General features: G+C 71.2%; 18 protein-coding genes. 4 read left to right on the top strand and 14 right to left on the bottom strand.

The features are described from left to right. Positions 1-143: 143 nt before the first annotated feature. The 5 genes from D0Z67_RS22430 to D0Z67_RS22450 all read right to left on the bottom strand — a co-directional run bounded on the left by D0Z67_RS22430 (position 144) and on the right by D0Z67_RS22450 (position 6,580). Positions 144-1,487, bottom strand: coding sequence for a serine hydrolase domain-containing protein (locus tag D0Z67_RS22430; protein ID WP_031183424.1), 1,344 nt, complete (start codon positions 1,485-1,487; stop codon positions 144-146). Between the two features lie 130 nt (positions 1,488-1,617). Further along, positions 1,618-2,976 (bottom strand): sensor histidine kinase, encoded by a 1,359-nt coding sequence (locus D0Z67_RS22435; protein ID WP_234312911.1) that lies wholly within the window; start codon positions 2,974-2,976, stop codon positions 1,618-1,620. Between the two features lie 54 nt (positions 2,977-3,030). Next, a complete protein-coding gene (locus D0Z67_RS22440) occupies positions 3,031-3,693 on the bottom strand; it encodes a response regulator transcription factor (RefSeq protein ID WP_031183422.1) in 663 nt (220 codons plus the stop codon). A 155-nt stretch (positions 3,694-3,848) separates the two neighbouring features. Further along, positions 3,849-5,834, bottom strand: coding sequence for an FtsX-like permease family protein (locus tag D0Z67_RS22445; protein ID WP_031183421.1), 1,986 nt, complete (start codon positions 5,832-5,834; stop codon positions 3,849-3,851). After that, complete coding sequence (locus tag D0Z67_RS22450; RefSeq protein ID WP_031183420.1) at positions 5,834-6,580, bottom strand: ABC transporter ATP-binding protein; 747 nt, start codon at positions 6,578-6,580, stop codon at positions 5,834-5,836. Before D0Z67_RS22450 ends, D0Z67_RS22445 begins: the two co-directional genes overlap by 1 nt. Before the next feature lie 147 nt (positions 6,581-6,727). Here D0Z67_RS22450 and D0Z67_RS22455 point away from each other — a divergent pair, with 147 nt between their 5' ends. Together D0Z67_RS22455 and D0Z67_RS22460 are read left to right on the top strand one after the other, a co-directional pair. Beyond that, positions 6,728-8,005 carry a sensor histidine kinase gene (locus D0Z67_RS22455; RefSeq protein ID WP_031183419.1) on the top strand — a complete coding sequence of 426 codons (1,278 nt, stop codon included), beginning with the start codon at positions 6,728-6,730 and terminating at the stop codon, positions 8,003-8,005. After that, complete coding sequence (locus tag D0Z67_RS22460) at positions 7,993-8,661, top strand: LuxR C-terminal-related transcriptional regulator (protein ID WP_031183418.1); 669 nt, start codon at positions 7,993-7,995, stop codon at positions 8,659-8,661. The genes D0Z67_RS22455 and D0Z67_RS22460 overlap by 13 nt, the downstream gene beginning before the upstream one ends. 87 nt (positions 8,662-8,748) lie before the next feature. Here the strand turns inward: D0Z67_RS22460 and D0Z67_RS22465 are convergent, their stop codons facing one another. The 4 genes from D0Z67_RS22465 to D0Z67_RS22480 all read right to left on the bottom strand — a co-directional run bounded on the left by D0Z67_RS22465 (position 8,749) and on the right by D0Z67_RS22480 (position 12,751). Continuing rightward, complete coding sequence (locus D0Z67_RS22465) at positions 8,749-9,918, bottom strand: glycosyltransferase family 4 protein (RefSeq protein WP_031183417.1); 1,170 nt, start codon at positions 9,916-9,918, stop codon at positions 8,749-8,751. 29 nt (positions 9,919-9,947) lie between these two features. Next, complete coding sequence (locus D0Z67_RS22470; protein WP_031183416.1) at positions 9,948-10,679, bottom strand: FkbM family methyltransferase; 732 nt, start codon at positions 10,677-10,679, stop codon at positions 9,948-9,950. Further along, entirely contained in the window at positions 10,676-11,818 is a 1,143-nt protein-coding gene (locus D0Z67_RS22475) for a glycosyltransferase 87 family protein (protein WP_234312910.1), read from the bottom strand. The genes D0Z67_RS22470 and D0Z67_RS22475 overlap by 4 nt, the downstream gene beginning before the upstream one ends. A 240-nt stretch (positions 11,819-12,058) precedes the next feature. Next, the gene (locus tag D0Z67_RS22480; RefSeq protein WP_234312909.1) at positions 12,059-12,751 is read right to left on the bottom strand and encodes an ATP-binding cassette domain-containing protein; all 693 of its coding nucleotides are present in this window, start codon (positions 12,749-12,751) and stop codon (positions 12,059-12,061) included. 249 nt (positions 12,752-13,000) lie between these two features. On the opposite strand from D0Z67_RS22480, the gene D0Z67_RS22485 reads away from it, so the two are divergent. Then, the gene (locus tag D0Z67_RS22485; protein WP_031183413.1) at positions 13,001-13,834 is read left to right on the top strand and encodes an SDR family NAD(P)-dependent oxidoreductase; all 834 of its coding nucleotides are present in this window, start codon (positions 13,001-13,003) and stop codon (positions 13,832-13,834) included. A 35-nt stretch (positions 13,835-13,869) separates the two neighbouring features. Here the strand turns inward: D0Z67_RS22485 and D0Z67_RS22490 are convergent, their stop codons facing one another. The 3 genes from D0Z67_RS22490 to D0Z67_RS22500 all read right to left on the bottom strand — a co-directional run bounded on the left by D0Z67_RS22490 (position 13,870) and on the right by D0Z67_RS22500 (position 16,123). Next, a complete protein-coding gene (locus D0Z67_RS22490; protein WP_051888112.1) occupies positions 13,870-15,045 on the bottom strand; it encodes an MAB_1171c family putative transporter in 1,176 nt (391 codons plus the stop codon). Beyond that, entirely contained in the window at positions 15,032-15,553 is a 522-nt protein-coding gene (locus D0Z67_RS22495) for a regulator component (RefSeq protein WP_031183411.1), read from the bottom strand. The genes D0Z67_RS22490 and D0Z67_RS22495 overlap by 14 nt, the downstream gene beginning before the upstream one ends. 117 nt (positions 15,554-15,670) lie before the next feature. Beyond that, on the bottom strand, positions 15,671-16,123 hold the full coding sequence (locus tag D0Z67_RS22500; protein ID WP_051888106.1) for a hypothetical protein: 453 nt from the start codon (positions 16,121-16,123) through the stop codon (positions 15,671-15,673). 843 nt (positions 16,124-16,966) lie between these two features. Between D0Z67_RS22500 and D0Z67_RS29745 the strand changes: the two genes are divergently transcribed. Then, positions 16,967-17,452 carry a winged helix-turn-helix domain-containing protein gene (locus tag D0Z67_RS29745; RefSeq protein ID WP_165507355.1) on the top strand — a complete coding sequence of 162 codons (486 nt, stop codon included), beginning with the start codon at positions 16,967-16,969 and terminating at the stop codon, positions 17,450-17,452. A gap of 650 nt (positions 17,453-18,102) precedes the next feature. Here the strand turns inward: D0Z67_RS29745 and D0Z67_RS22510 are convergent. Both D0Z67_RS22510 and D0Z67_RS22515 read right to left on the bottom strand, forming a co-directional pair. Next, positions 18,103-18,333: a hypothetical protein gene (locus D0Z67_RS22510; RefSeq protein ID WP_031183408.1), complete on the bottom strand. Its 231-nt coding sequence runs from the start codon at positions 18,331-18,333 to the stop codon at positions 18,103-18,105. 184 nt (positions 18,334-18,517) lie between these two features. Then, positions 18,518-19,270: a thioesterase II family protein gene (locus tag D0Z67_RS22515; RefSeq protein WP_031183407.1), complete on the bottom strand. Its 753-nt coding sequence runs from the start codon at positions 19,268-19,270 to the stop codon at positions 18,518-18,520. Positions 19,271-19,671: the final 401 nt, after the last annotated feature.

The following is a 19,671-nucleotide window of genomic DNA, read 5'->3' on the forward strand; positions in this document are numbered from 1 at the left end:
GCGGCTTCCGGGCATGGGTGGGCCAGGACTGGGGGCGAGGAAGCCGGAAAATCGAAAAAGACGGAGTGGAGAGAGGCCGTCGCGGCGCCGACCGGAGCGTGGTGAGGGGCGGCCGGGGCGGGTCCGCTGCGGGCGAGGCGGGGTTACGCGGCCGGCGTCCGCCGGGCGGAGCGTCCGCCGAGTTGCATGAGAACCACGTCGCCGGTGGCGGGCGCGGTGACGAACCGGCCCGTGTAGGGGGCGGTGTCGGTGTCCGTGCGCCGGGCGGTGAAGGTCAGGTCGCCGTGCAGCGCGAGGTCGGCGGTGAGTCCGGTGGCGTCGGTCAGGCGCAGGGCGGAGCCGTCGCCGCGGGTGCGGACGGCGAAGCGTGTGTCGCCGTTGCGATAGTCACCGGTGAAGCGGTCGGGTCCCGTCGTCACGGCGGGCGCGGTGGAGGCCGCGGGGCGATGGTCGCCCACGGGTATGCCGTGTTCCCTCAGCGTGTCGACGAGGTCGGCCCACAGCAGGGTGCCGGTGGTCGCGTTGGTGGTCAACGCGACGGCGGTGCCGGTGGCCGGGTGGAAGCGCAGATGGGCGGTGCCGCCGTCGGCGGTGCCGTCGTGGCCGAGCCACGTGCCGTCGGGGGAGGCGTAGTGGGCGAGGCCGAGGCCCCAGCCGTCGGCCATCCCGAAGGCGTCGGCGAGGGGGTCCCGGGCCGCCATCTCGGCACGGTCCGTGGCCGGGAGCAGGGTGTCGGCGCCGGGGTGGGTGCCCAGGTGCAGGGCGGCGAGTGCGACCAGGTCGTCGGCGCTCCCGGCGAGGCCGCTCGCTGGTGCCCAGCCGGCCGGTACGTACGGGTCGACGGGGTGCGCGGCGCGCTCACGGCCGGGCCGTACGGCGTGGCCGTCGGCGAGGGTGCGCAGACCCCCCGCGAAGCCGCCGCTCAGGAACACCGGGTCGATGCCGAGCGGTCGTAAGAGTAAATTCTCCACGACCGCCTGCCATTTCATGTCACCGGCGGTCTCGATGACACGTCCGACGACGTTGTATCCGGTGTTCGAATACGAGAAAAAGTGACCGGGTTCGTGCAGGGGCGACGTGGCCGCGACGCTTGCCGTGTAGCGCGCCAGGGAGGATTCCCGTGCGTCGTCGAGTTCATGGTCGGCGACCAGTCCGGCGGTGTGACTGAGGAGGTGTCTCAGGGTGACGGCGGAAAACCTGTCGTCCTCCGCCCCGTCGAACTCCGCCAGATATTCGGCGACCGGGTCGTCCCATTCGAGATCTCCCTGGGCGACGAGCTGGGCGGTGACGGTCGCCGTGAATGCCTTGGTCACCGAACCCAGGGCGAAAGCGGTGTCCGCCGTCACCTGCCGGGTTGTTCCGACGCGCGTCACACCCGTGGTCACGGACATGGATTCCCCGGCCCGGTGGATGGTCAGCTGCGCGCCGGGAACCGAGTGGTCGTGCGTGAGCCTGCGCAGTCGGTCTGCCGCAAGAGGCGCTTCCACATCTCCCCCTTGATGAACGTCATGGGTACGGCTACCCGCACCGTGGGGGGTGCGGGTAGCCGTACCCCCTCATCCTCGATGACCTGTTCAAAGAAAGGCAAGGAGTTTCGATTTAAGGAAAAAGTGCAGGTCAGAGGGAGTGAGTTGACCAGGGGAGAGTGGCGGTCACCGTTGTCGGCCCACCAGGGGGACTCGTGACGTCCAACTGCCCGTTGAGGGCGGCGGCCCGGTCCTCCAGGCCGCGAAGACCCGTCCCGTCGGTCGTCGAGGCGCCGCCCGTGCCGTCGTCCGTCACCGAGACGATCAGCTGGTTGTCGCGCTCCTCCAGTTCGACGTGAATACGGGTGGCGGACGCGTGCTTGACCGTGTTCGCCAGGCATTCCGCGACGATGTAGTACGCGGTGGACTCCACGCTCACATCGGGACGCCGATCGAGAGTGCTGGATACCGCGACGGGCACGTGAAAACGCTCGGTCAGCGCGGTGACGGCCGCGTCGAGACCGCGATCGCTCAGAATGGGCGGCTGAATTCCGTGGACCAGGTCCCGGATCTCATCGAGTGCCCTGCCGATTTCCTGGTGTGTTTCGTCGATGAGCGCAGTCAGGTACTCCACGTTGTTGCGCCGCCGGCGTTTCGCCTGCGAAAGGCGCATGAGCAGAACCGCCAGCCGCGCCTGTGCACCGTCGTGCAAATCCCTTTCCAGGCGACGGTAATCGGCGTCGTTGACCCGGAGGGCCGCGATGCGCTGGCGCTCGGCCGCTTGTTCCCGGAGCCGCGCCTCGGCCGCGTCGATACGGCTGAGGACGCGCCGCACCATCCGGGCCCGCAGCTTGCCCATCCACAACAGCACGCCCAGCAGCACCGAGAAGAGCGCCACGGACGCGACGGCGACCGACACGCGCGTGACCGCCCCGGACACCGGCAGCATCAGGCCGGGCCCGAACGCGAGCTGCTCGGGCGGCCCGAGGGGCAGGGCGATGACGAACGCGATCACCGGGAACGCCAGCGTCGCCAGCGGCAGCAGCCAGACCGTGCCGAGCAGCAGCAGTCCGAGGTAGCCGATGTCGTCCCAGCCCGCCTCGGCGGACCGGCGCTCGCGCTGCACCTCCCGGTCCGCCTCCGTGAACCGGTGCGCCGGATCACCGGGGTCGCCGACGACCGAGTGGGCGAGCAGACGCTCCAGGTCGGCGACGGCCCGCAGCAGCGGCAGGCTGAACGACATGCCGTCGCGCAGGGCCGCCATCCGGACCGGAAGCTGCCGCAGCACCTCGCCCAAGGCGTGTTCGGTGCCCCTCGTCCGCCGCCGTGCCGCCGGCACGGCCCGCCGGACCGCCGCCCCCGCGCCGCGCACGGCGACGACGACCGCCGTCGGAAGGCCGACGAGCAGGAGCCACGAGACGGCGCGCAGGGCCAGCGAGGCCGCCAGGAGGGGGGCCAGCAGCAGACCGACCAGACTGCCCACGGAGAGGTAGATCAGGCCGGCGGCCACACGGTGGGAAGTCGGGAATGTCATGGGACTACGGACCATGGTGCGTCAGCCGGCTCAGTCCTTCAGCCTTTCCAGGCCCCGCAGATAGTCCAGTACGGCCAGCACCCGGCGATGGTTCTCACCCGAGTTGGGAATCCGCAACTTGCCGAGGATCGAGGTGACATGCTTTTCCACCGCGCGTTCGGATATGCCGAGGCGGTTCACGATTCCGCTGTTGGTCAGCCCCGTCGCCATGAGTTCGAGCACCTGGCGTTCGCGCGGCGTCAGTAACTCGGTGGCGCGTTTCTCGCGTGGACTTCCGACGAACTGCTTGAAGATGTCGGAGTCGAGGACGGTTTCCCCGCACCGCACCCGGTGCAGGGCGGCAAGGAATTCCTCGAAGTCCCCGACGCGCTGCTTCAGCAGGTACCCCGTCCCCGTCGGCGCGTTCCGGACCAGCTCCTCGGCGTAGGTGGGCTCCACGTACTGGGAAAGGAGCAACACCGCTGTGTCCGTGCCGAGTTTCTGTATCTCCAGGGCGGCGCGTATGCCCTCGTCCGTGAATGTGGGGGGCATGCGGACATCCATGATGACGACGTGCGGCCGGGTGGTCCGGACGACTTCCAGCACCCCCGTGGCGTTGCTCAGCGAAGCGACCACGTCGATTCCTTCGTCCGCCAGCAGTCTCGCCATCCCGGCTCGCAGGAGCGCGGAATCCTCGGCGATCGCGACGCGCATGGAGACTCCTGCTCGTTAGATCGTGCCGACCGACCACCGGGGCATGACGCCGCCCGATGGCGAAAGGGAATTGGAGCCGTGGGGGGCCATCAGCATAGGGGCGGCACGGTGGGTGACGCTACGCCGAACAAGGTTCGACCACGGGCCGGCCGGGTCTACCGGCGCGAAGCGACCATCGTCACGCCGGATTGCCGCAGCAAACGACCGGTCGCGGCCAGACTCACCACCACGCCCGCGAGCACGCACGCCGCCGTGAGTGCCGAGAGCATCCCCCACTCGACGCTCAGCGGCGCCTCGCCGCCGAACACCGTGAGCGCTCCCCGGTAGGCCCGTGCCCCCATCGCGACCACTCCCGCTGCGGTCAGCACGCCCAGCGCGGAGGTCGACAGCGTCTCCCACAGAGCCATGCGGCGCACCTGCCCCGCACTGACCCCGAGCATCCGCATGCCCGCGATCTCCCCTCCGCGCCGGCTGTACGACATCACCAGCGTGCCCGCCACGGCGATCAGCGCGTACAGCGACGCGGGCACCGTCAGCACACCCAGCACCAGCCGGTTGAGCCGGTCCTGGTCGGTCGCGGCCTCGCCGAACCACTGGGCCGACGGCACCACCCTGATCCGCTCGGCGCCCACCCGCGCGGTCAGTTCGGCGGCCACCGCCCGCGCCGAGCCCGTGGCCTCGTCGTCGAGCAGCACGGCGGCACGCGACGGGTCCGCGGCCGCATCCCGCGCACCGCCCGGCAGCAGGAGCGGGGGCACGGCCGACCCGCCGTCCAGCACCGCCACCACGCGGGCCTTGACCGGCCGGCCGCCGAACAGCCCGTAGGTCACCGTCGATCCCGCGCGATGCCCGTACCACTCGGCGAACTCCCGTGACACGGCGACCGTGCCGGGCCGCAGCGCTTGCAGCGTTCCGTCGACCACGGAGATCCGGTGTGTGCGGGCCAGGGCGGCCGGGTTCTCGACCGCCGCCTGCTCCTTCCACACCGAGTCCGGGCCCGCCACCGCCACCTCCAGCGCGGCGGGCGCCGAGACGGCCGCCACCCGTGGGTCGGCACGAAGCGCCCTCACGTCGTCCGCGCTCAGCGAATCGCCCCGGGCGGGCTCCACGACGAGTTGGGCGACGGTACGCGCGCGGTCGTCCGCCTCCGTCGCCGCGCCGGTGGTCGACAGCACCGTCGTGAAGGCGCCGACCACCGAGAGGATCGCCAGCACCGGTCCCACCAGCGACGCCGTACGCCGCCGCGACGTACGCACCGACTCCGCGGCCAGACGCCCGGCCACCGGGTCGGCCCAGCGCAGCGGCAGCGCCATCAGCCGCAGCAGCGGCGGCAGATACACCGGTCCCAGCAACGTGGCGGCGACCGCCAGCGCCATCGTGCCGAACAAGGCCAGCGGAGTCGCCGCCTCCGTCCCGGCGCCGGGGGCCAGCGCCAGCATCACCGCGCCGGTCACCAGCATCAGCACGCCCGTCACCGCGCGGCCCGCCGTCATGGTCCGGGCATCCAGGTCCGCCTCGTGCAGCGCCTCCGTCGGGCGGACCCGGGCGGCCCGCCGCGAGGCGGCCAGCGTTCCCAGCACGGCCATGAACAGGCCGCCGGCCGCCGCGAACACGAGCGGCCAGAGCAACGGTCCCTGCCGCAAATCAACGGGCGAGAGGCCCGTTCCGTTGAGCGCCTCCACGGCGACCGGCGCGGCCACGACGACGGCCGTGCACCCCGCGAGCGCGGCGGGCACCGCCACCGCCAGTGACTCGCCCAGCACCATCCGGCGCACCTGCGGCCCGCCCGCGCCCACCATGCGCAGCAACCCCATGTCCCGGCGGCGCAGGGCGATACCGAACGCGCAGGTGCCGGTGATGACGAAGACCGTCACGAACGCGGACACCACCCCCGCCATCGCCAGCACGCTCTGCACCCCACCGAGATCCAGGTCACCGCTGGACAGCGTGTGAGCGGCACCGGTGCCGTCCTCGAGCGTCACCGACGGGTTCCCGGCCCGCGGCGACGTCGGCACCGCCCAGGTCGCGGCAAGCGCCGACGCGGACGTGCCGATCAGTGCCACGCCGAGAGCGAGAGCGACGAACGTCCCGGCGAACAGGGCCCAGTAATGCCGCACCGAGTACAGGGAGATCCGCCACATCACCGCTCCCACATGCTCAGCCGGGCGGCGACCGCGTCCGCCGTGGGGTGATCGAGCCGCCCCACGACCTTGCCGTCGGAGAGGAACACCACCCGGTCCGCGCACGCCGCGACTGCGGGGTCGTGGGCCACCATGACCACCGTGCGCCCCGCCCGGTCGACCACGGCGCGCAGCAGATCCATGATCTGCCGGCCGCTGTGCCGGTCCAGGGAACCGGTCGGCTCGTCGGCGAAGACGATCTCCGGCTCGGCCACCAGCGTCCGCGCGATCGCGACCCGCTGCTGCTGGCCGCCGGACAACTGCGCCGGCCGGCGGTCGGCCTTGTCCGCCAGACCCACCTCGCGCAGCGCCTCCATGACCCGGTCCCGCTTCACCGACCGGCGCCGCAGTCGCAGCGGCAGGGCCACGTTCTCGTACGCGGTCAGCATCGGCAGCAGATTGAATTGCTGGAAGACGAAGCCGATCCGGCCGCGGCGCACCGCCGTGAGCTCCCGCTCGTCGCAGACGGCGAGGTCCGTGTCTCCGAGGAGGACCTTGCCGCTGTCGGGCCGGTCCAGACCGGCCGCGCAGTTCAGCAGCGTCGTCTTGCCGGACCCGGACGGCCCCATCACAGCGGTCAGCGCCCGTTGCGAAAAGCCGAGACTGACCTCGCGCAGCACCGGCACGCTGCCTGCGGCACCCGGGTAGCTCTTGGAGACGGCGGCCAGTTGGACGGCCGGCAGTTGGATGTCGGTGAGCAGGGACATGCCTCCAGTCCAGCAGCACGGGCCGCCCGGGTCAGTGGAGCTGCAAGGAGTCCTGGGGGGCGGGTTTTCCCTACCATCCGCCGAGGCCGGCGGCCCATTAGAGTGACCGGCGGACCCGCCCGCGCACGGCCCCGGAGGATACGCACCATGACCGTCGCCGTCTGGGAGGCCCTGCGAGAACGCCCCCTGCGTTTCGCCCTCTCCACCTGGCCGCTGCGGTGCTGGGCGTTCCTGCTGAGCGGCACGGTCGTGGGCTTCTTCGCCCTGCTCCTTCTGACGGTCCTCCTCTTCGTGGGGGTGGGACTGTCCGTCGTGGGCGTCGGGTTGCTCGTCCTCATGGGAGTCGCCGTGCTCGGCATTCCCGTCGCCGCGCTGGAACGGCACCGGTTACGGCTCGTCGAACCTGAACCGCTCCTCGACCCCCACGGTTCGCTTCCCGGCACGGGCGCCTGGCCCTGGCTGCGCACCCGGCTGCGCGAGCGGGCCACCTGGCGGGAACTGGGATACACCCTCGCCCTGGGCGTTGTCTTCACGGCCACGGGGATCGGCTTCGCCGCCCTGCTGGGCCTGTCGGTGCTGCTGACGGCGACACCGGTCATCGTGTGGGCGATCGCACCCGACACCGTGATGCTGGTGCCCGGCCGGCCCATCTCCGACCCCGTCGCGGCCCTGCCCGGCAGCGCCGCGGGACTGCTCGGACTGTTCGTCTCCGCCTACGTCGGCGGACTTCTCGCCGGCGCGCAGGTGTGGGTCGCCCAGTCCCTGCTGTCGGCGCGGGACGAGGACTTGAGCACTCGGGTCATCGAACTCACCCGTTCCCGCGTTCGGTTGGTCGACGCGTTCGAAGCGGAGCGACGACGCATCGAACGCGATCTGCACGACGGCGCGCAGCAGCAACTCGTGGCGCTCAGCATGACGTTGGGACTGGCGGAACTGGAGCTGCGTGGCCAGGACTCGCCGGCCACCCCCCTCATCGCCCGCGCCCGAGGCGAGGCCCGCCAGGCACTGGACCAGCTGCGTTCCCTGGTGCGGGGCATCCACCCCCAGGTCCTCACCGACCACGGACTGCCGGCCGCCGTGTCCGAACTGGCCCTGCGCAACCCGATCCCGGTGACCGTGGAGATGCACCTGCCGGACCGGTTGCCGTCGGCGGTCGAGACGACGGCCTACTTCACCGTCACCGAGGCGCTGACGAACGCCTCCAAGCACAGCGGCGCCGACCAGGTCAGCGTCGTCGGCCGGCTGCACGACGACAAACTGGTCCTGCTCATCACCGACAACGGGCACGGCGGCGCGGACCCGGCAGCCGGAGCCGGTCTGCAAGGATTGGCGGACCGTGTGGCCATTCTCAAAGGGAGACTCGTCGTGACCAGTCCCGTCGGCGGACCGACCCAACTGCGGGTGGAGGTGCCGTGCTCCGCGTAGTGCTCGCCGAGGACGCCGTCCTGCTGCGTGCCGGTCTGGTGGAGCTGCTGTCCCGAGTCGGACACGAGGTGACCGCCGCCGTGGGGGACGCCGCAGAACTGGCGCGCGCCGTGGACGCCGACCGGCCGGACGTGGTCATCACCGATGTGCGGATGCCGCCCGGCTTCCGCGACGAAGGGCTGAAGGCGGCACTGGAACTGCGCAGCCGGCACCCGGGCCTGCCGGTCGTGGTGCTGTCGCAGTACGTGGCCACGGCCTACGCGACCCAGTTGTTCAGCGGCGCTTCGTCGGCCGAGGGCGGACTCGGTTACCTGCTGAAGGACCGCGTCGGGGAGGTCACCGACTTCCTCGACGCGCTGGACCGCGTGGCCGGCGGGCAGACCGTGATCGACCCGGAGGTGGTCCGGGTGCTGCTCCAGCAACGGACCGCCGACGAACCGCTGCAGCGCCTCACGCCCCGCGAGCGGGAGGTGCTGGCCCTCATGGCGGAGGGGCTCAACAACCAGGCGATCGCGCAGCGGCTCACCATCACGGAGGCGTCGGTGGTCAAGCACTCGAGCAACATCTTCATGAAGCTGGATCTCGACCCGGCCGAGGGCAACCGGCGAGTCCTGGCGGTCCTCGCCCACCTCCGCCGGGAGGCCCCGCAGGTCTGACCGGGCACCGACGGCTGCCCGGGGGAGGCCCCGCAGGTCTGACCGGGGCGCCGACTGCTGCCGGGGAGGGGGAGGCCCGGAGCCGTGTCAGCCCTCCCCGTCGCCCCGGCCGGACACGGCCGCCTCGAGGTCGGCGCCCGGGGAGAGCAGTCGCGTCAGCCGCTGCGCCGACGCGTCCCAGGACCACTGTGACGTCACCCACGCCCGGCCGGACTCGCTCATCGCCGCGGCCCTCTCGGGGGTGCGCAGGATGCCGGACACGGCGCGGGCCACGGCCCCCGTGTCCGCGCCGTCCACGACGGTGCCCGTCACCCCGTCGACGACCGCGTCCGGCGCGCCCCCCGAGTCCCCGGCGACCACGGGCAGCCCGCTGGCCGCCGCCTCCAGGAACACGATGCCGAGCCCCTCCGCCTCGAGCCCTGCCTTGCGGGTCCGGCACGGCATGGCGAACACGTCCGCCGCCGCGTAGTACGGGGCCGTCGCCTCGTGGTCCAGCCCGCCGACGAACACCACGTGTCCGTCGGCGTGCCGGCGCGCGAGCTTGCGCAGCCGCTCCTCCTCCGGGCCGCTGCCCACGATCACCAGCACCGCCTCCGGCACGGCCCGCCGTATGGCGGGCAGCGCCCGTATCAGCATGTCCTGGCCCTTGCGCCGGACCAGCCGGGAGACGCACAGAACGACCTTGCGGCCCACGATGCCGTGCCGCTCCCGGATCTCCCGGGCCCGGCCGGAGACGGGCAGGAACGCCGCCGCGTCCACGCCCGGAACCAGCCGTACCAGTGCGGCCCGCGGCCCCAGCGCCGGCGCGATGCGGCGCCGGGTGTACTCGCCGAGGTACGTCACGGCGTCCACGTGGTCCCCGATGCGCCGCATCACCCGCCTGGCGCCCGGTGTGCGCGCCCACCAGATCTCGTGACCGTGCGTCGTGGCGACCATCCGCCGTATCCCACCGCGCCGCAGTGCCGGCGCCATCGCCGCGAGCGGCGCGGCGGCCCCGAACCAGACCCGGTCGCAGCCGTGCCGCCGGGCGATCTCCAGCGTGCGGCGGGTCACCCTGGGGGTGGGCAGCAGCATACGGCTGGGGTCCCGGACAACCGGGAACGGCAGAGTGGCGTCGTACGCGGCGGCACCCGGCTCGCCGGACGTGTAGACGACCACGTCGTTGCCCGGGACGCGGGTCGCCATGGCGTGGACGAAGGTCTCGATGCCGCCTTGGCGGGGCGGGAAGTCGTTGGTGACGATCAGGGTGGTGCCCATGGTGGTCGCTGCCTTAGGGAAGGGGGTGGTCAGGCGGTGAAGAGGTAGTTGCGGCAGTCGTCGGTGACGTGGGCGACGGGGACCCAGTGGCCGTGCCGCCGGCGATGGGCCTGGTAGCCGAAGCCGCGCAAGTGCCGCAGGACGTCTGCCGGATGCACGCCGTACTTCGCCAGGTGACGGCGCTCGATCTCCAGCAGCAGCGTGGGCCGGTGGCGGCGCAGCGTGGCCGAGCCGCCTTTCAGAACCGCGAGTTCGGTTCCTTCGACGTCGGCCTTGACGAACGCCAGCCGCTCCAGACCGCTCTCGCGGGCCAGTTGATCGAGGGTGCGGACGGGCGCCGGCACGGTGCGGGAGACGCGGAACTCGGCATTGGGGCCGGGCCCGTGAGCGCCGTCGGTGAGGTAGGCCCGGCCGTGTACGGGCAGCCCTCGCCGTATGGGCAGGCTGAGCCTGCCGCGCCCGCACCGGTCACCCAGGGCGGCGCGGTGCACGGTCACGTTGCGGGCGCCCAGGAGCCGCGCGGTGACCCGCAGCCAGCGACAGGGGCCGGGCAGCGGCTCGACGCTGTGCACCCGGCCGGACGGCCCGGCCAGAGCTGCCAGCACCCAGGTGTAGAGCCCGTACTCGGCTCCCGCGTCCACGCACACCGACCCCGTCGGCACGAACGCCCGCAGACCCGCCACCTCGTCCTCGACGAACGGGAACCGGTGGGCGCTCCACCGCAGGGTGGCCGCCACCGCCGCGGTGCGACGGGCCCTCACCGGGCACCTCGCGCGGCGGGAACCGGGGCCGGGCGCGCAGGACGGGAGGTCCGTACGACGAGGTCGTGCGCGGGCCCCTTCCGGTGGGCGCCGCCCACCAGCCGGGCGAGCACGGCCAGGGTGACCGGCAGGGCGAGATACCCGAAGCGCCCGGCCGGCGCGAGGAGGAACGCGACGCACAGGCCGACGGCAAGCCGGTCGGCGGCCGACACGAGGTCGTGCGGAGGCCGGACCAGGAGGGACACGAAGACGGCCAGCCCACCGGCCAGCAGCAATGCGACCGCCGCGTACCAGCCGACCGGCCCGAGGTCGGCGAGCAACCGGCCCGGCAGCGGACTGGCCGCCGGGGTCTCGAACGGCCCACGCCCGATCGGGAAGGCGAACACCTGCTGCACCAGGGGTCCTGGCGACAGCAGCGCGCTCGGCAGAACGAGCAGGACCGTGCCCCCCACCGCCACGACCGCCGCGCGCACGGCCGCCCGGATGCCCCCGTGGTGGGCGAGCAGCGTCACGGCGACCGCGACGGCGGGCCAGGCTGTCCACTTGAGAGAGCAGGCGGCGGCGAGCGCCAGCCCGGCGGACACCGGCCGCCGCCGCGCCGCGAACGCCAGCGCGAGGAACAGCAGCCCGGTCAGCGGCAGATCCACGCCACTGACGCAGAGCGGAAGCGCCACGGCCGGCGAGGCGAGGAACGCGCCGACCGCGTAGCCGCGCGACGCGCCGCCGCCCACCGCCGAGGTGTCATCGACCGGGCGCCGCATCGCGCGCAGGGCGGCCCACAGACAGCCGAGGAACGCCGCGGCGCACCATAGTCGGGCGTCACCCAGCAGCCCGGGCAGGGGGCCGCTCTCGCCCAGCACCGCGCGCGGCAGCCCGAACACGGCCATGCCCGGCAGGTACGGGGTGACCTCGCCCACCGTGTGCGGGTCGGGCAGGTACGGCGTGGCCTGGCGCAAGGTCAGCAACCCGGAGCGCTCGATCACGCCGACCTCGCTCTGGGCCGTGCCGGTCAGCACCAAGAGCACGAAGGGCACGACGACGGCCCCGCAGAGCGCCAGGCAGACCGAGACGGCGCGGCCTCGCGGGCGCGCCGACAGCGCGGCGACTGCCGCGCAGAGGTAACCCAGGCAGGCGCTCATGCCCCACACACGGTGCGGCTCGGGTGCCATGATGAACAGAAAGACAGCGGCCCACGCGGCTGCCACGAGCCAGCCGCCGCACCACAATTTCCGCTTGTCCGCAGGAAGTTGAGCCCGATGAATCAGCACTCGTCCATTGCATCTGCGGCGTCGGGTCAGGTCATGACGGTCAGGTCGAGACCTGACGGTCGGGTTTTCCCCACCAACGGGCGTCCCGTCGCACTGGTGGGGGAGGCAAGTTCAGCCCTGGTCCGGCTGCTGTCGCGTGAGTTCGGCGGCGACCTCGTCGACCGTCGGATGGTCGATCATGCTGACCACACGACCGCCGACGAGGAAGACGGCCCGGTCCGCGCAGGCCGCGGCCGCCGGATTGCAGGTGCCCATGACGACGGTGTGTCCGGCCTGCTCCACCAGGGCGCGCAGTAAATCCATGATCCGGCGCCCATCGGCGTGATCGAGCGCGTCCGTCGGTTCGTCGATGAACAGGATCCTGGGGCCCGCCGGCAGGGTTCTGGCGATCGCGACGCGCCTGAGCTGCTCGGCGGAGAGCTCGGCCGGGTACCGCCCGGCCTCTTCCTCGAGGCCCACACGGCGCAGCGCGTCCACGGCGGCCGCCCGTCGGGCTCTGCGGCCGGTGGCGGACGACGCCTGGGCCACGATCTGACAGGTGGTGAGCGCCGGGTCCATCTCGGGCTGCCGCGGGACGAAAAGCCCCTGAAGCTCGGTGAGCTCCTGATCGTCCATGGCCTCCAGCTCCCGGGAGCCCTTGAACACCTTGCCCTGGTGCGGGCGTTCCAGACCCGAGGCGCACCGCAGAAGGGCGCTCTTGCCTGCACCGGAAGGGCCCACGATCGCGGTGAGGGTTCGCTCCGGGAAGCCGACACTGGCCTCGAGGAGTGCCCCTCCACGGCCGGCGGCACTGCGGTGGTCCACGCACACCCTGACCAGCTGGACAGCAGGGAGACGGACATCGGTTATCTGCGACATATCGGGCTGCCCTCGTCGAAGTCGGGATCCGGGGATTCCAGTGCAACAGGGCGGTCGGGGGTAGACAGTAGACCTGGCAGGAAAGTTCGGGGGTAGGTTTCCCCCACCAGCTGCCCTGTCTCAAAGTGATCAGCAGGGGGTGGGCGGGTTCTAGGCTCGGATACGTCTTGTGATCTCGAGGGGGCCAGAACAGCTGTGACTGAAGGACGAGTTGTTGTCGTGACCGGTGGAGGCTCGGGCATCGGGGAGGCCACCGCCCGGCTGTTGCGCGAAGGAGGCCACCGTGTGGTCGTCTCGGGCCGGCGGAGCGAGCCGTTGCGCCGTCTCGAACAGGAGATCGGGGTGCTTGCGCACCCCTCCGACGCGAGGGATCCGGAGGCCGCCGACGGTCTCGTCGAGGCGGCCCTCGGCGCGTACGGACGACTCGACGGACTCGTGCTCAACGCCGGCATCGGGCGCGGCGGGTCCGTGGGCGACCTCTCGTTGGACGACTGGGACGAGGTGATGCGCACCAACGTCACCGGTCCGCTGCTGCTTCTGCGCGCCGCGATCCCGCACCTGCTTCAGGCGAGGGGGGCGGTGGTCGCCGTCGCTTCGGTGTCCGCCCTGCGCAACGGTACGAGCAACGCCCCGTACGCCACATCCAAGGCGGCTCTGCTCCAGCTCTGCCGTTCCGTCGCCGTTGACTACGGGCGTCAGGGGGTGCGGGCCAACATCGTGTGTCCGAGCTGGGTGAGGAGCGAGATGGCCGACCGCCGCATGGCGCGCTTCGCCGCCGAGGCGGACTTGCGGGGTGAGGGCATGGACGGCGCCTATGAGGAGGTGACCGGGCTTCTTCCGCTGGGTCGTCCGGGTGAGCCGCGTGAGATCGCGGAGACCATCAGCTGGCTTCTGTCCCCGGCGGCGTCCTATGTGAACGGCGCCGTGCTCACCGTCGACGGCGGGGCAACGGCCCTGGATCCCGGGACCCTGGCGTTCGACTTTCATGTCGCGCCCCGCCACGACGAGACGTCCGGCACTTCTCGGTAGCGGCCCGGAGGTGCGGCTGGCGTGCCGCACGCCCGTCACTCGCGGTGGGTCGGTGCCACCGCGTCGACAGGCTCGTTGTGCCAGGGCAGCGCGTCCGTCATCGACGGCCACATCCGGGCGATCCCCAAAAGTGTCGCGGGGCTGCCGTGCTCCACGCCGGGCAGCGGACGGGGGACGGAGGGGGGCGCACCGGCGAGCTTGGCCCGTCGGGCCTGGCCCAGCGTTCCGGCCAGTGCGGCGGCGGCGAGCCAATGGTCCGGCGCCCCTTTCCGCCGGGCATGCCGCTGCGCCTCTTCATAGGCGCCGGGCTGGACGAACCGCTGCAGATCCAGGAGCGCGTCATAGGTCTCGATCGTCTGCCTGTGAGCCTGCAGCGCCAGCGGGGAACGCGGTCGCAGGACCTCCTGGAGCCTGGTCCGCTGGGGGCTGGTGAGCGCTACCTGGGGTACTGCCAGAACAAGATCGCGCCATAGTGGCCACAGACGCCAGGTGACGCGCAGGGCGCTCCATGACCGGACGAGGGTGGTCGCGGTGGGGACCAGTAGCGATGCCGCCCTGATGCAGCCGTGGACACCGATGAGCAGGGACAGGTAGGGGAGCATGGCGGAGGTGCCGCCGTAGAGGTGCCAGAGGTAGCCGCACCAGAAGACGAGCGCGAGGACGCTTCCGGCGGCGAACAGCCGCAGTGACCAGACGAGATCGCGATCCTCGGTGCGCAGGCTGTACGACCAGCAGACCACGAGCGCGACGGCGTCACCGGCCAGGTGGGCCACGATGAGGATCCACCAGTAGGGGAACGCCGGGTCGGCCGGCCCCTGGACGGATGTGACAGTCTCGTGCGGGTGGCCGGCTTGCAGTAGGTCAAGGGCGACCAGCGCGCCCATCACCGTTGTCAGCCCCGCAGCCACGGTGAGGCGCAGGCGGCGAACCCGGGTGGAGTCGACCATGAAGAGAAGGACCAGCCCTGCGCTGAGGACGCCGATCAGGTTCCGGGTCAGGGCGACCGTGTGAAGTTCCATGCCGGTGTGCGTGAGCCGGCCGACGACCTCGGGCTGGAAGAGCGTGATGGCGACGGCCGTGGCCAGGACTGTGTGCCACAGTCCCCGCTGGTGCGGCTGGCGCAGCGCGGGCCGGGCGCGCAGGACGAGGGCGAACCACATGGAGGCGGTGCTGAAGAGCCCTACTCGGGTGGCCAGTTCAGAGACCGACATTGTCTGTCACTCCCAGGAACGCGCCGAGACGGCCGAGAGAGCCGGCCACCGGACCGGTCTTCTCGGCGCTCTGTATCAGGCTGGCGATCATCTCGGCTTCCTGTTCCTCGGCGGTCGTGTAACTGGTCCGAGCCATCAACCGCTTTACGAGATGGGGCTGCAGGCCGCCGAGAAGCCGGCCCGTCAGCTCGTCGCCCGGGTCCGTAATGCCCCGATGGTGGTCGCACAGGACGTGGCCGATCTCGTGCAGGATGATGTGTTCGCGGTGCAGGGGTGCGGTCCGGGCCTCGTAGAAGACGTAGTCGGCGTCGTCGGTGCCCAGCCAGAGGCCGCAGGCTCCGGTGATCGCCGCCTGCTCGGGCAGTTCCTTCAGAACGAGCGGTCGGCCTCTGAGTTCCTCCACCCGCTCACAGATCGCGTCGAGAGAAAGGGACCGGTGCACCCCGAGATCATGCAGGATCGCCGCACACTTCCGCTGTAACTTGGCATACTCCCCCGTTCGTCGCATCTGCTCTCACCCCCGTCCCGGGTGACAGAAACGCGAAAGACGCCTGAACGCTTGCATGAGCGGGCTTCGTCCCTCTTGCTCTCACTGGTCGTGGCTGCCCCGACTCTCCACACGGATTCACCGGCCGGGACGCTGGTGTCCTCCTGCGGAGTCGGACTCGCCGGACATCGCGTTCACGAGTGCGAGAAGGGCGTCGAGCCCTGCCTCCGACAACTCGTCGGCACGAAAGGCAAGTGTGCGTACCTTGCTGTTGCCCAGGGCGGCGGCGAACTCCATCTGGCGCCTCACTTTCTCGGAGACCTCCTCGTCGGTGAAGTAGTCCGGCGTGACGCCGAAATACTCTGCCAGCACCCGGAGGTGGTCGCGTGTCACGTTGCGCTTCCGCCCCGTCGCCAGCTCCCATAGGTACGTGGCCGAGAACGTCCGCCCCGTGCTTTGGCGGATCTCCTCCGCGATCTTGCTGTAGGGAGGACGGTTGCCCCGGTAGTAGGCGTTGACGATGTCTTCGAGCCGTCGAGCCAGGGATGACGGGCCCGCCGTGCTGTTGTCGCCGTTGCTGCTGCTGGCCAAGTCTTCAACTCCCGGGCGCGATAACACGTCTGTGTCCAGCGGACAGGGTAGGACACCCAACTTATCTGCTGAATCGCTGCGTTGCCCACTCTCTCCAGGCGCGCGACCGGTTTTGGGCTCAAAATCTCCCCTGTTCCGCTCGCGGAAAAGTGTGCGGAGTCGGTGCTGGCCGACGACATCAACGGAGGCTCCAGCGGATCGGTTGACACTATTTCATCCGCTGAGTACGGTCCCTGAGTGCTTGCGTCGCACCAGGGGGAATCGCGGGGATGATAGCCGTACCGGAGCCGACGGGATCCGACGCAGATCCGCGAGCCGACCTCGTCACGTGTGCAGAAGTCCCGAGGGCCTGCCGTGCCCGACCATCGGCAGTGTCCGACGTCTCCTCGCCGGTTCGGCACAGCGCACACACGAGGGGCCGAGCCGTCCGGCCGAATGGTCCGCAGCCGGTGTCCGTGGAAAGGCATGACGCACGAACCGCTCGAGCCGAGTTGAGGAGACAGCGCATTGGTCTACATGCATCTCACGGTAAAAGACCTTTCTCGCATCCGCTTTGTCGGCTCCCTCGGACTGGATCTCGAAGCCCGGTTCGCCGAGCTCAGATACGCGGACACGCGACCGGACGAGTTCGCGGACTGGCGGATGAAGGTGCGGAGAAGACTCCGCCAGGCGAGCACGTCCGGTGGGCCGGGCACCGGCTTCCTGCGACGCGCGCCGGGAGCGCCGCCCCACGCCGACACGAGGCGGTTCAGCTCGGTGGCCGTGGTGCCTTTTTGGGGGCGAATACGGAACCACCTGGAACAGGAACGTGAAGCGCGTGGCCGCGCTGTCCTCTCCGGTGGTGTGGAAAGCCTCCTCAACGAGTTGCACCCCTCCATCAGCTGGCACGCCCCCCTACTCCACGTGGACGACGAGCAGGAAGGCCAGCGAGCCGACCCGCTCGGGGAGGGCCTGGTCATTGCTCCATCGCTGTTCGCGCTGGGGCCGATGGTCCTCGATGCGGAGACGGGCGGCCAGGACGCCCCCGTCCTCGTCTACAACGTCAGTCCCACCACCGACACCGCCGCCGGACTCTGGCAACAGGAGGAGGACCGGACCGCTGCTCTGAGTGATCTCCTCGGGCACACCCGCGCGAACGTCCTCGAATCCTTGCGGTCGCCCATGTCCATCAGCGAGATATCCCGCCGTCTCGACCTCTCCCACCCCTCCGTCAGCAGGCATCTGGGTGTCCTGCGCAGGTCCGGGATGGTCGCTCCCGAACGCCGGGACAACCTGACCCTGCACCGACTGACACACCTCGGCGAGACGGTGCTCGGCCGGAGGGACTGAGCGGCCCGGTAACGGCCGGGGAGCCCGGCCGTTCGCGGCCTCACGGTGCCCGCGGGCCCGTTTCCGCAAGGGCTTCCGCCTCGTGGGTGCGTCGGGGGCCGGCGGTGAAGCTCGCGCGTGCCCGTCGCCGTACCGGCCGGTCCTGGCACAGGCGGATCTGACGATCCCCAGGGGACGGCCGACGGCCGTCATCGGACCGTCCGGCGCCGGAAGACCACCCTCCTGTCACTGATCGCCGGTGCCCCGCGCATGAGCTCGGGAACCGTGCGACGGCGGTGGCTCGCCGGGGCAGGTCGTCCGGGCATTCCTGCAGCCGGTCCAGGAAAGCGTGGGCCGCCCGGCGGCCACCCACGGTGCTGGTGCCCGAGGGCGGCCGAAGTGGCCGGGGCGGGGCGAACGGTGGCGGGAGAGGTCGCGTCCGTGACGCTCACATGACGCTCCGGCCCGGGCTGGGCCGGGCCGGAGCCAGAGGGAGCCACTCTTACCTGCGGTTTTCTCCGACCAGGGGATTCGGACATGTTTCCGATGACGCATCACGTGGAGTGCGTGGCGATTCTGGAGCCTGCTGCAAAGGGCATCTGACCTGCGGTTGTGTTCTGGTGTCGGAGTAGTGGGGGGATGTGCACTGAGTGAACGCTCCTCGCGTTCACTCAGGGGCCGCTGCTCCAGTCCAGCGCGAAGGTGCGGAAGCCCTTGTGCTCCACCAGGTAGCGCAGCACGCGGTGCTTGAGCGTCAAGAACTCGTGGGAATTGTGCGTTGCCCCGCCCAGCCCCACCACCCTCGCGTCGCCCACCGTACGACCCAGGGGCCGCAGGTCGCTCAGGTCGCCGCGTGGGCCGGTGGTGCGCAGCGGGTGGGTGCCGCGATCCGCGGCCGCCACCGCGCGTATTTCGGGCGGTGGCGGGACACCGGGGCCGACGATGCCCGTGCAGAACGGCGGCACTGCCGACCGGGGTGAGTACGGACCGGATGCGTGCCATAGGCCCAGGCCCCGCTCCCGCCGGCCTCAAGGCATCCGACGGGCCTCCGACTTCGGTGCGCGTTGTCCCGGCTCGGGTACCCCGCTATGCGGGAAGTGTCTGTGCCGGTTCCATGGAGATACGGGCCACCTCCTCGGCCGCCGGTACGAGGTAGAAGTGGTCGCCCCGCAGCACGGTGAGGTTGAAGGGGCCCGAGGTGAGAGCGCGCCATCCTGCCGCCTCGTCGGGGGTGACCTGTGGATCCCGGTCACCGGTCAGGGCATGGACGGCGGTCCGCAGCACCGGCGCGTCGGGCCGCCGGCGGTAGTCGTTGATCAGGCGGTAGTCGTTGCGAATGGCGGGCAGAACCAGCTCCCGCAGGTCGGGGTCGTCGAACACGGCCGCGTTCGTGCCACCCAGGGAGCTGACGGCCGCGATGACCTCATCGTCCGTCCGCACCGCGGGCCCTGGGCCACCGTCGGGGGACCGGCCCGAGACGCACAGGCGGGTGACGTCGTGCGCGGCCCCCGCCTGTTCGATGCGCAGGAGCGTCTCGTAGGCGATGGCCGCGCCCATGCTGTGTCCGAAGAGCACGGTGGGCAACGACGGCAGGGTCAGCAGTTCCCCGGCGATGGCCGATACCAGCGGATCCATCGCCGGGACCAGCGGTTCGCGGAACCGGTTCTCGCGCCCCGGGTACTGGACGGCCAGGAGCTCCACCGAGGGGTCCACGTACTGACCCCAGGGACGGTAGAAGTTCGCCACGCCGCCCGCGTGGGGAAAGCAGACCAGCCGGCGTGCGGGGCGCTCGGGCCGGGTGTGGCGGGTCAGGTACGGCGAGGGCGGGGACAGGGGCATGTCAGGTTTCCGATCTTCAGCAGGGGAGTGACTCGCCCGGCGGGGTGAGGCTGTCGCCGGGTCCGGTGGGCGCCCGTGTCGGTGTGCGACGCGGGCACCGGGGATCAGCGCCAGTCCATGGTCACATCGAGGCCGCTGTAGCTCGCCGGCGATGCCCCCCGCCTAGCGGGCGAACCGGTGCCGGCGGCACCACCCTCCTGGAACGACGTCCACAACTCGCGGGCGGTGCGAGCAGTGCCGCAGGGCAGCGGTGCTCTGTCCCCCGAGCTGCGAAGGTCGGGGTTCGTGAGGGGTCCTGGCGAAGAGCCAGGAAGTGGATCTTCTCCCGAGATGTGCAAGCTCGCTGGTCAGAGGGGGTGCGCTGGTGCTCGCCGAGGAGTTTCGGTGGCTCTGGACTCCCG

The organism is Streptomyces seoulensis (genome assembly GCF_004328625.1).
GTDB classification, from domain to species: domain Bacteria; phylum Actinomycetota; class Actinomycetes; order Streptomycetales; family Streptomycetaceae; genus Streptomyces; species Streptomyces seoulensis.

What these genes read in the sequence shown, in the direction of transcription:
- D0Z67_RS22445 (WP_031183421.1), bottom strand. Translation starts at nt 5,834, where the DNA reads ATGTGGCGGATCTCCCTGTACTCGGTGCGGCATTACTGGGCCCTGTTC.
- D0Z67_RS22490 (WP_051888112.1), bottom strand. Translation starts at nt 15,045, where the DNA reads ATGTCGGTCTCTGAACTGGCCACCCGAGTAGGGCTCTTCAGCACCGCC.
- D0Z67_RS22440 (WP_031183422.1), bottom strand. Translation starts at nt 3,693, where the DNA reads ATGCGCGTCGCGATCGCCGAGGATTCCGCGCTCCTGCGAGCCGGGATG.
- D0Z67_RS22465 (WP_031183417.1), bottom strand. Translation starts at nt 9,918, where the DNA reads ATGGGCACCACCCTGATCGTCACCAACGACTTCCCGCCCCGCCAAGGC.
- D0Z67_RS22475 (WP_234312910.1), bottom strand. Translation starts at nt 11,818, where the DNA reads ATGAGCGCCTGCCTGGGTTACCTCTGCGCGGCAGTCGCCGCGCTGTCG.
- D0Z67_RS22495 (WP_031183411.1), bottom strand. Translation starts at nt 15,553, where the DNA reads ATGCGACGAACGGGGGAGTATGCCAAGTTACAGCGGAAGTGTGCGGCG.
- D0Z67_RS22515 (WP_031183407.1), bottom strand. Translation starts at nt 19,270, where the DNA reads ATGCCCCTGTCCCCGCCCTCGCCGTACCTGACCCGCCACACCCGGCCC.
- D0Z67_RS22450 (WP_031183420.1), bottom strand. Translation starts at nt 6,580, where the DNA reads ATGTCCCTGCTCACCGACATCCAACTGCCGGCCGTCCAACTGGCCGCC.
- D0Z67_RS22455 (WP_031183419.1), top strand. Translation starts at nt 6,728, where the DNA reads ATGACCGTCGCCGTCTGGGAGGCCCTGCGAGAACGCCCCCTGCGTTTC.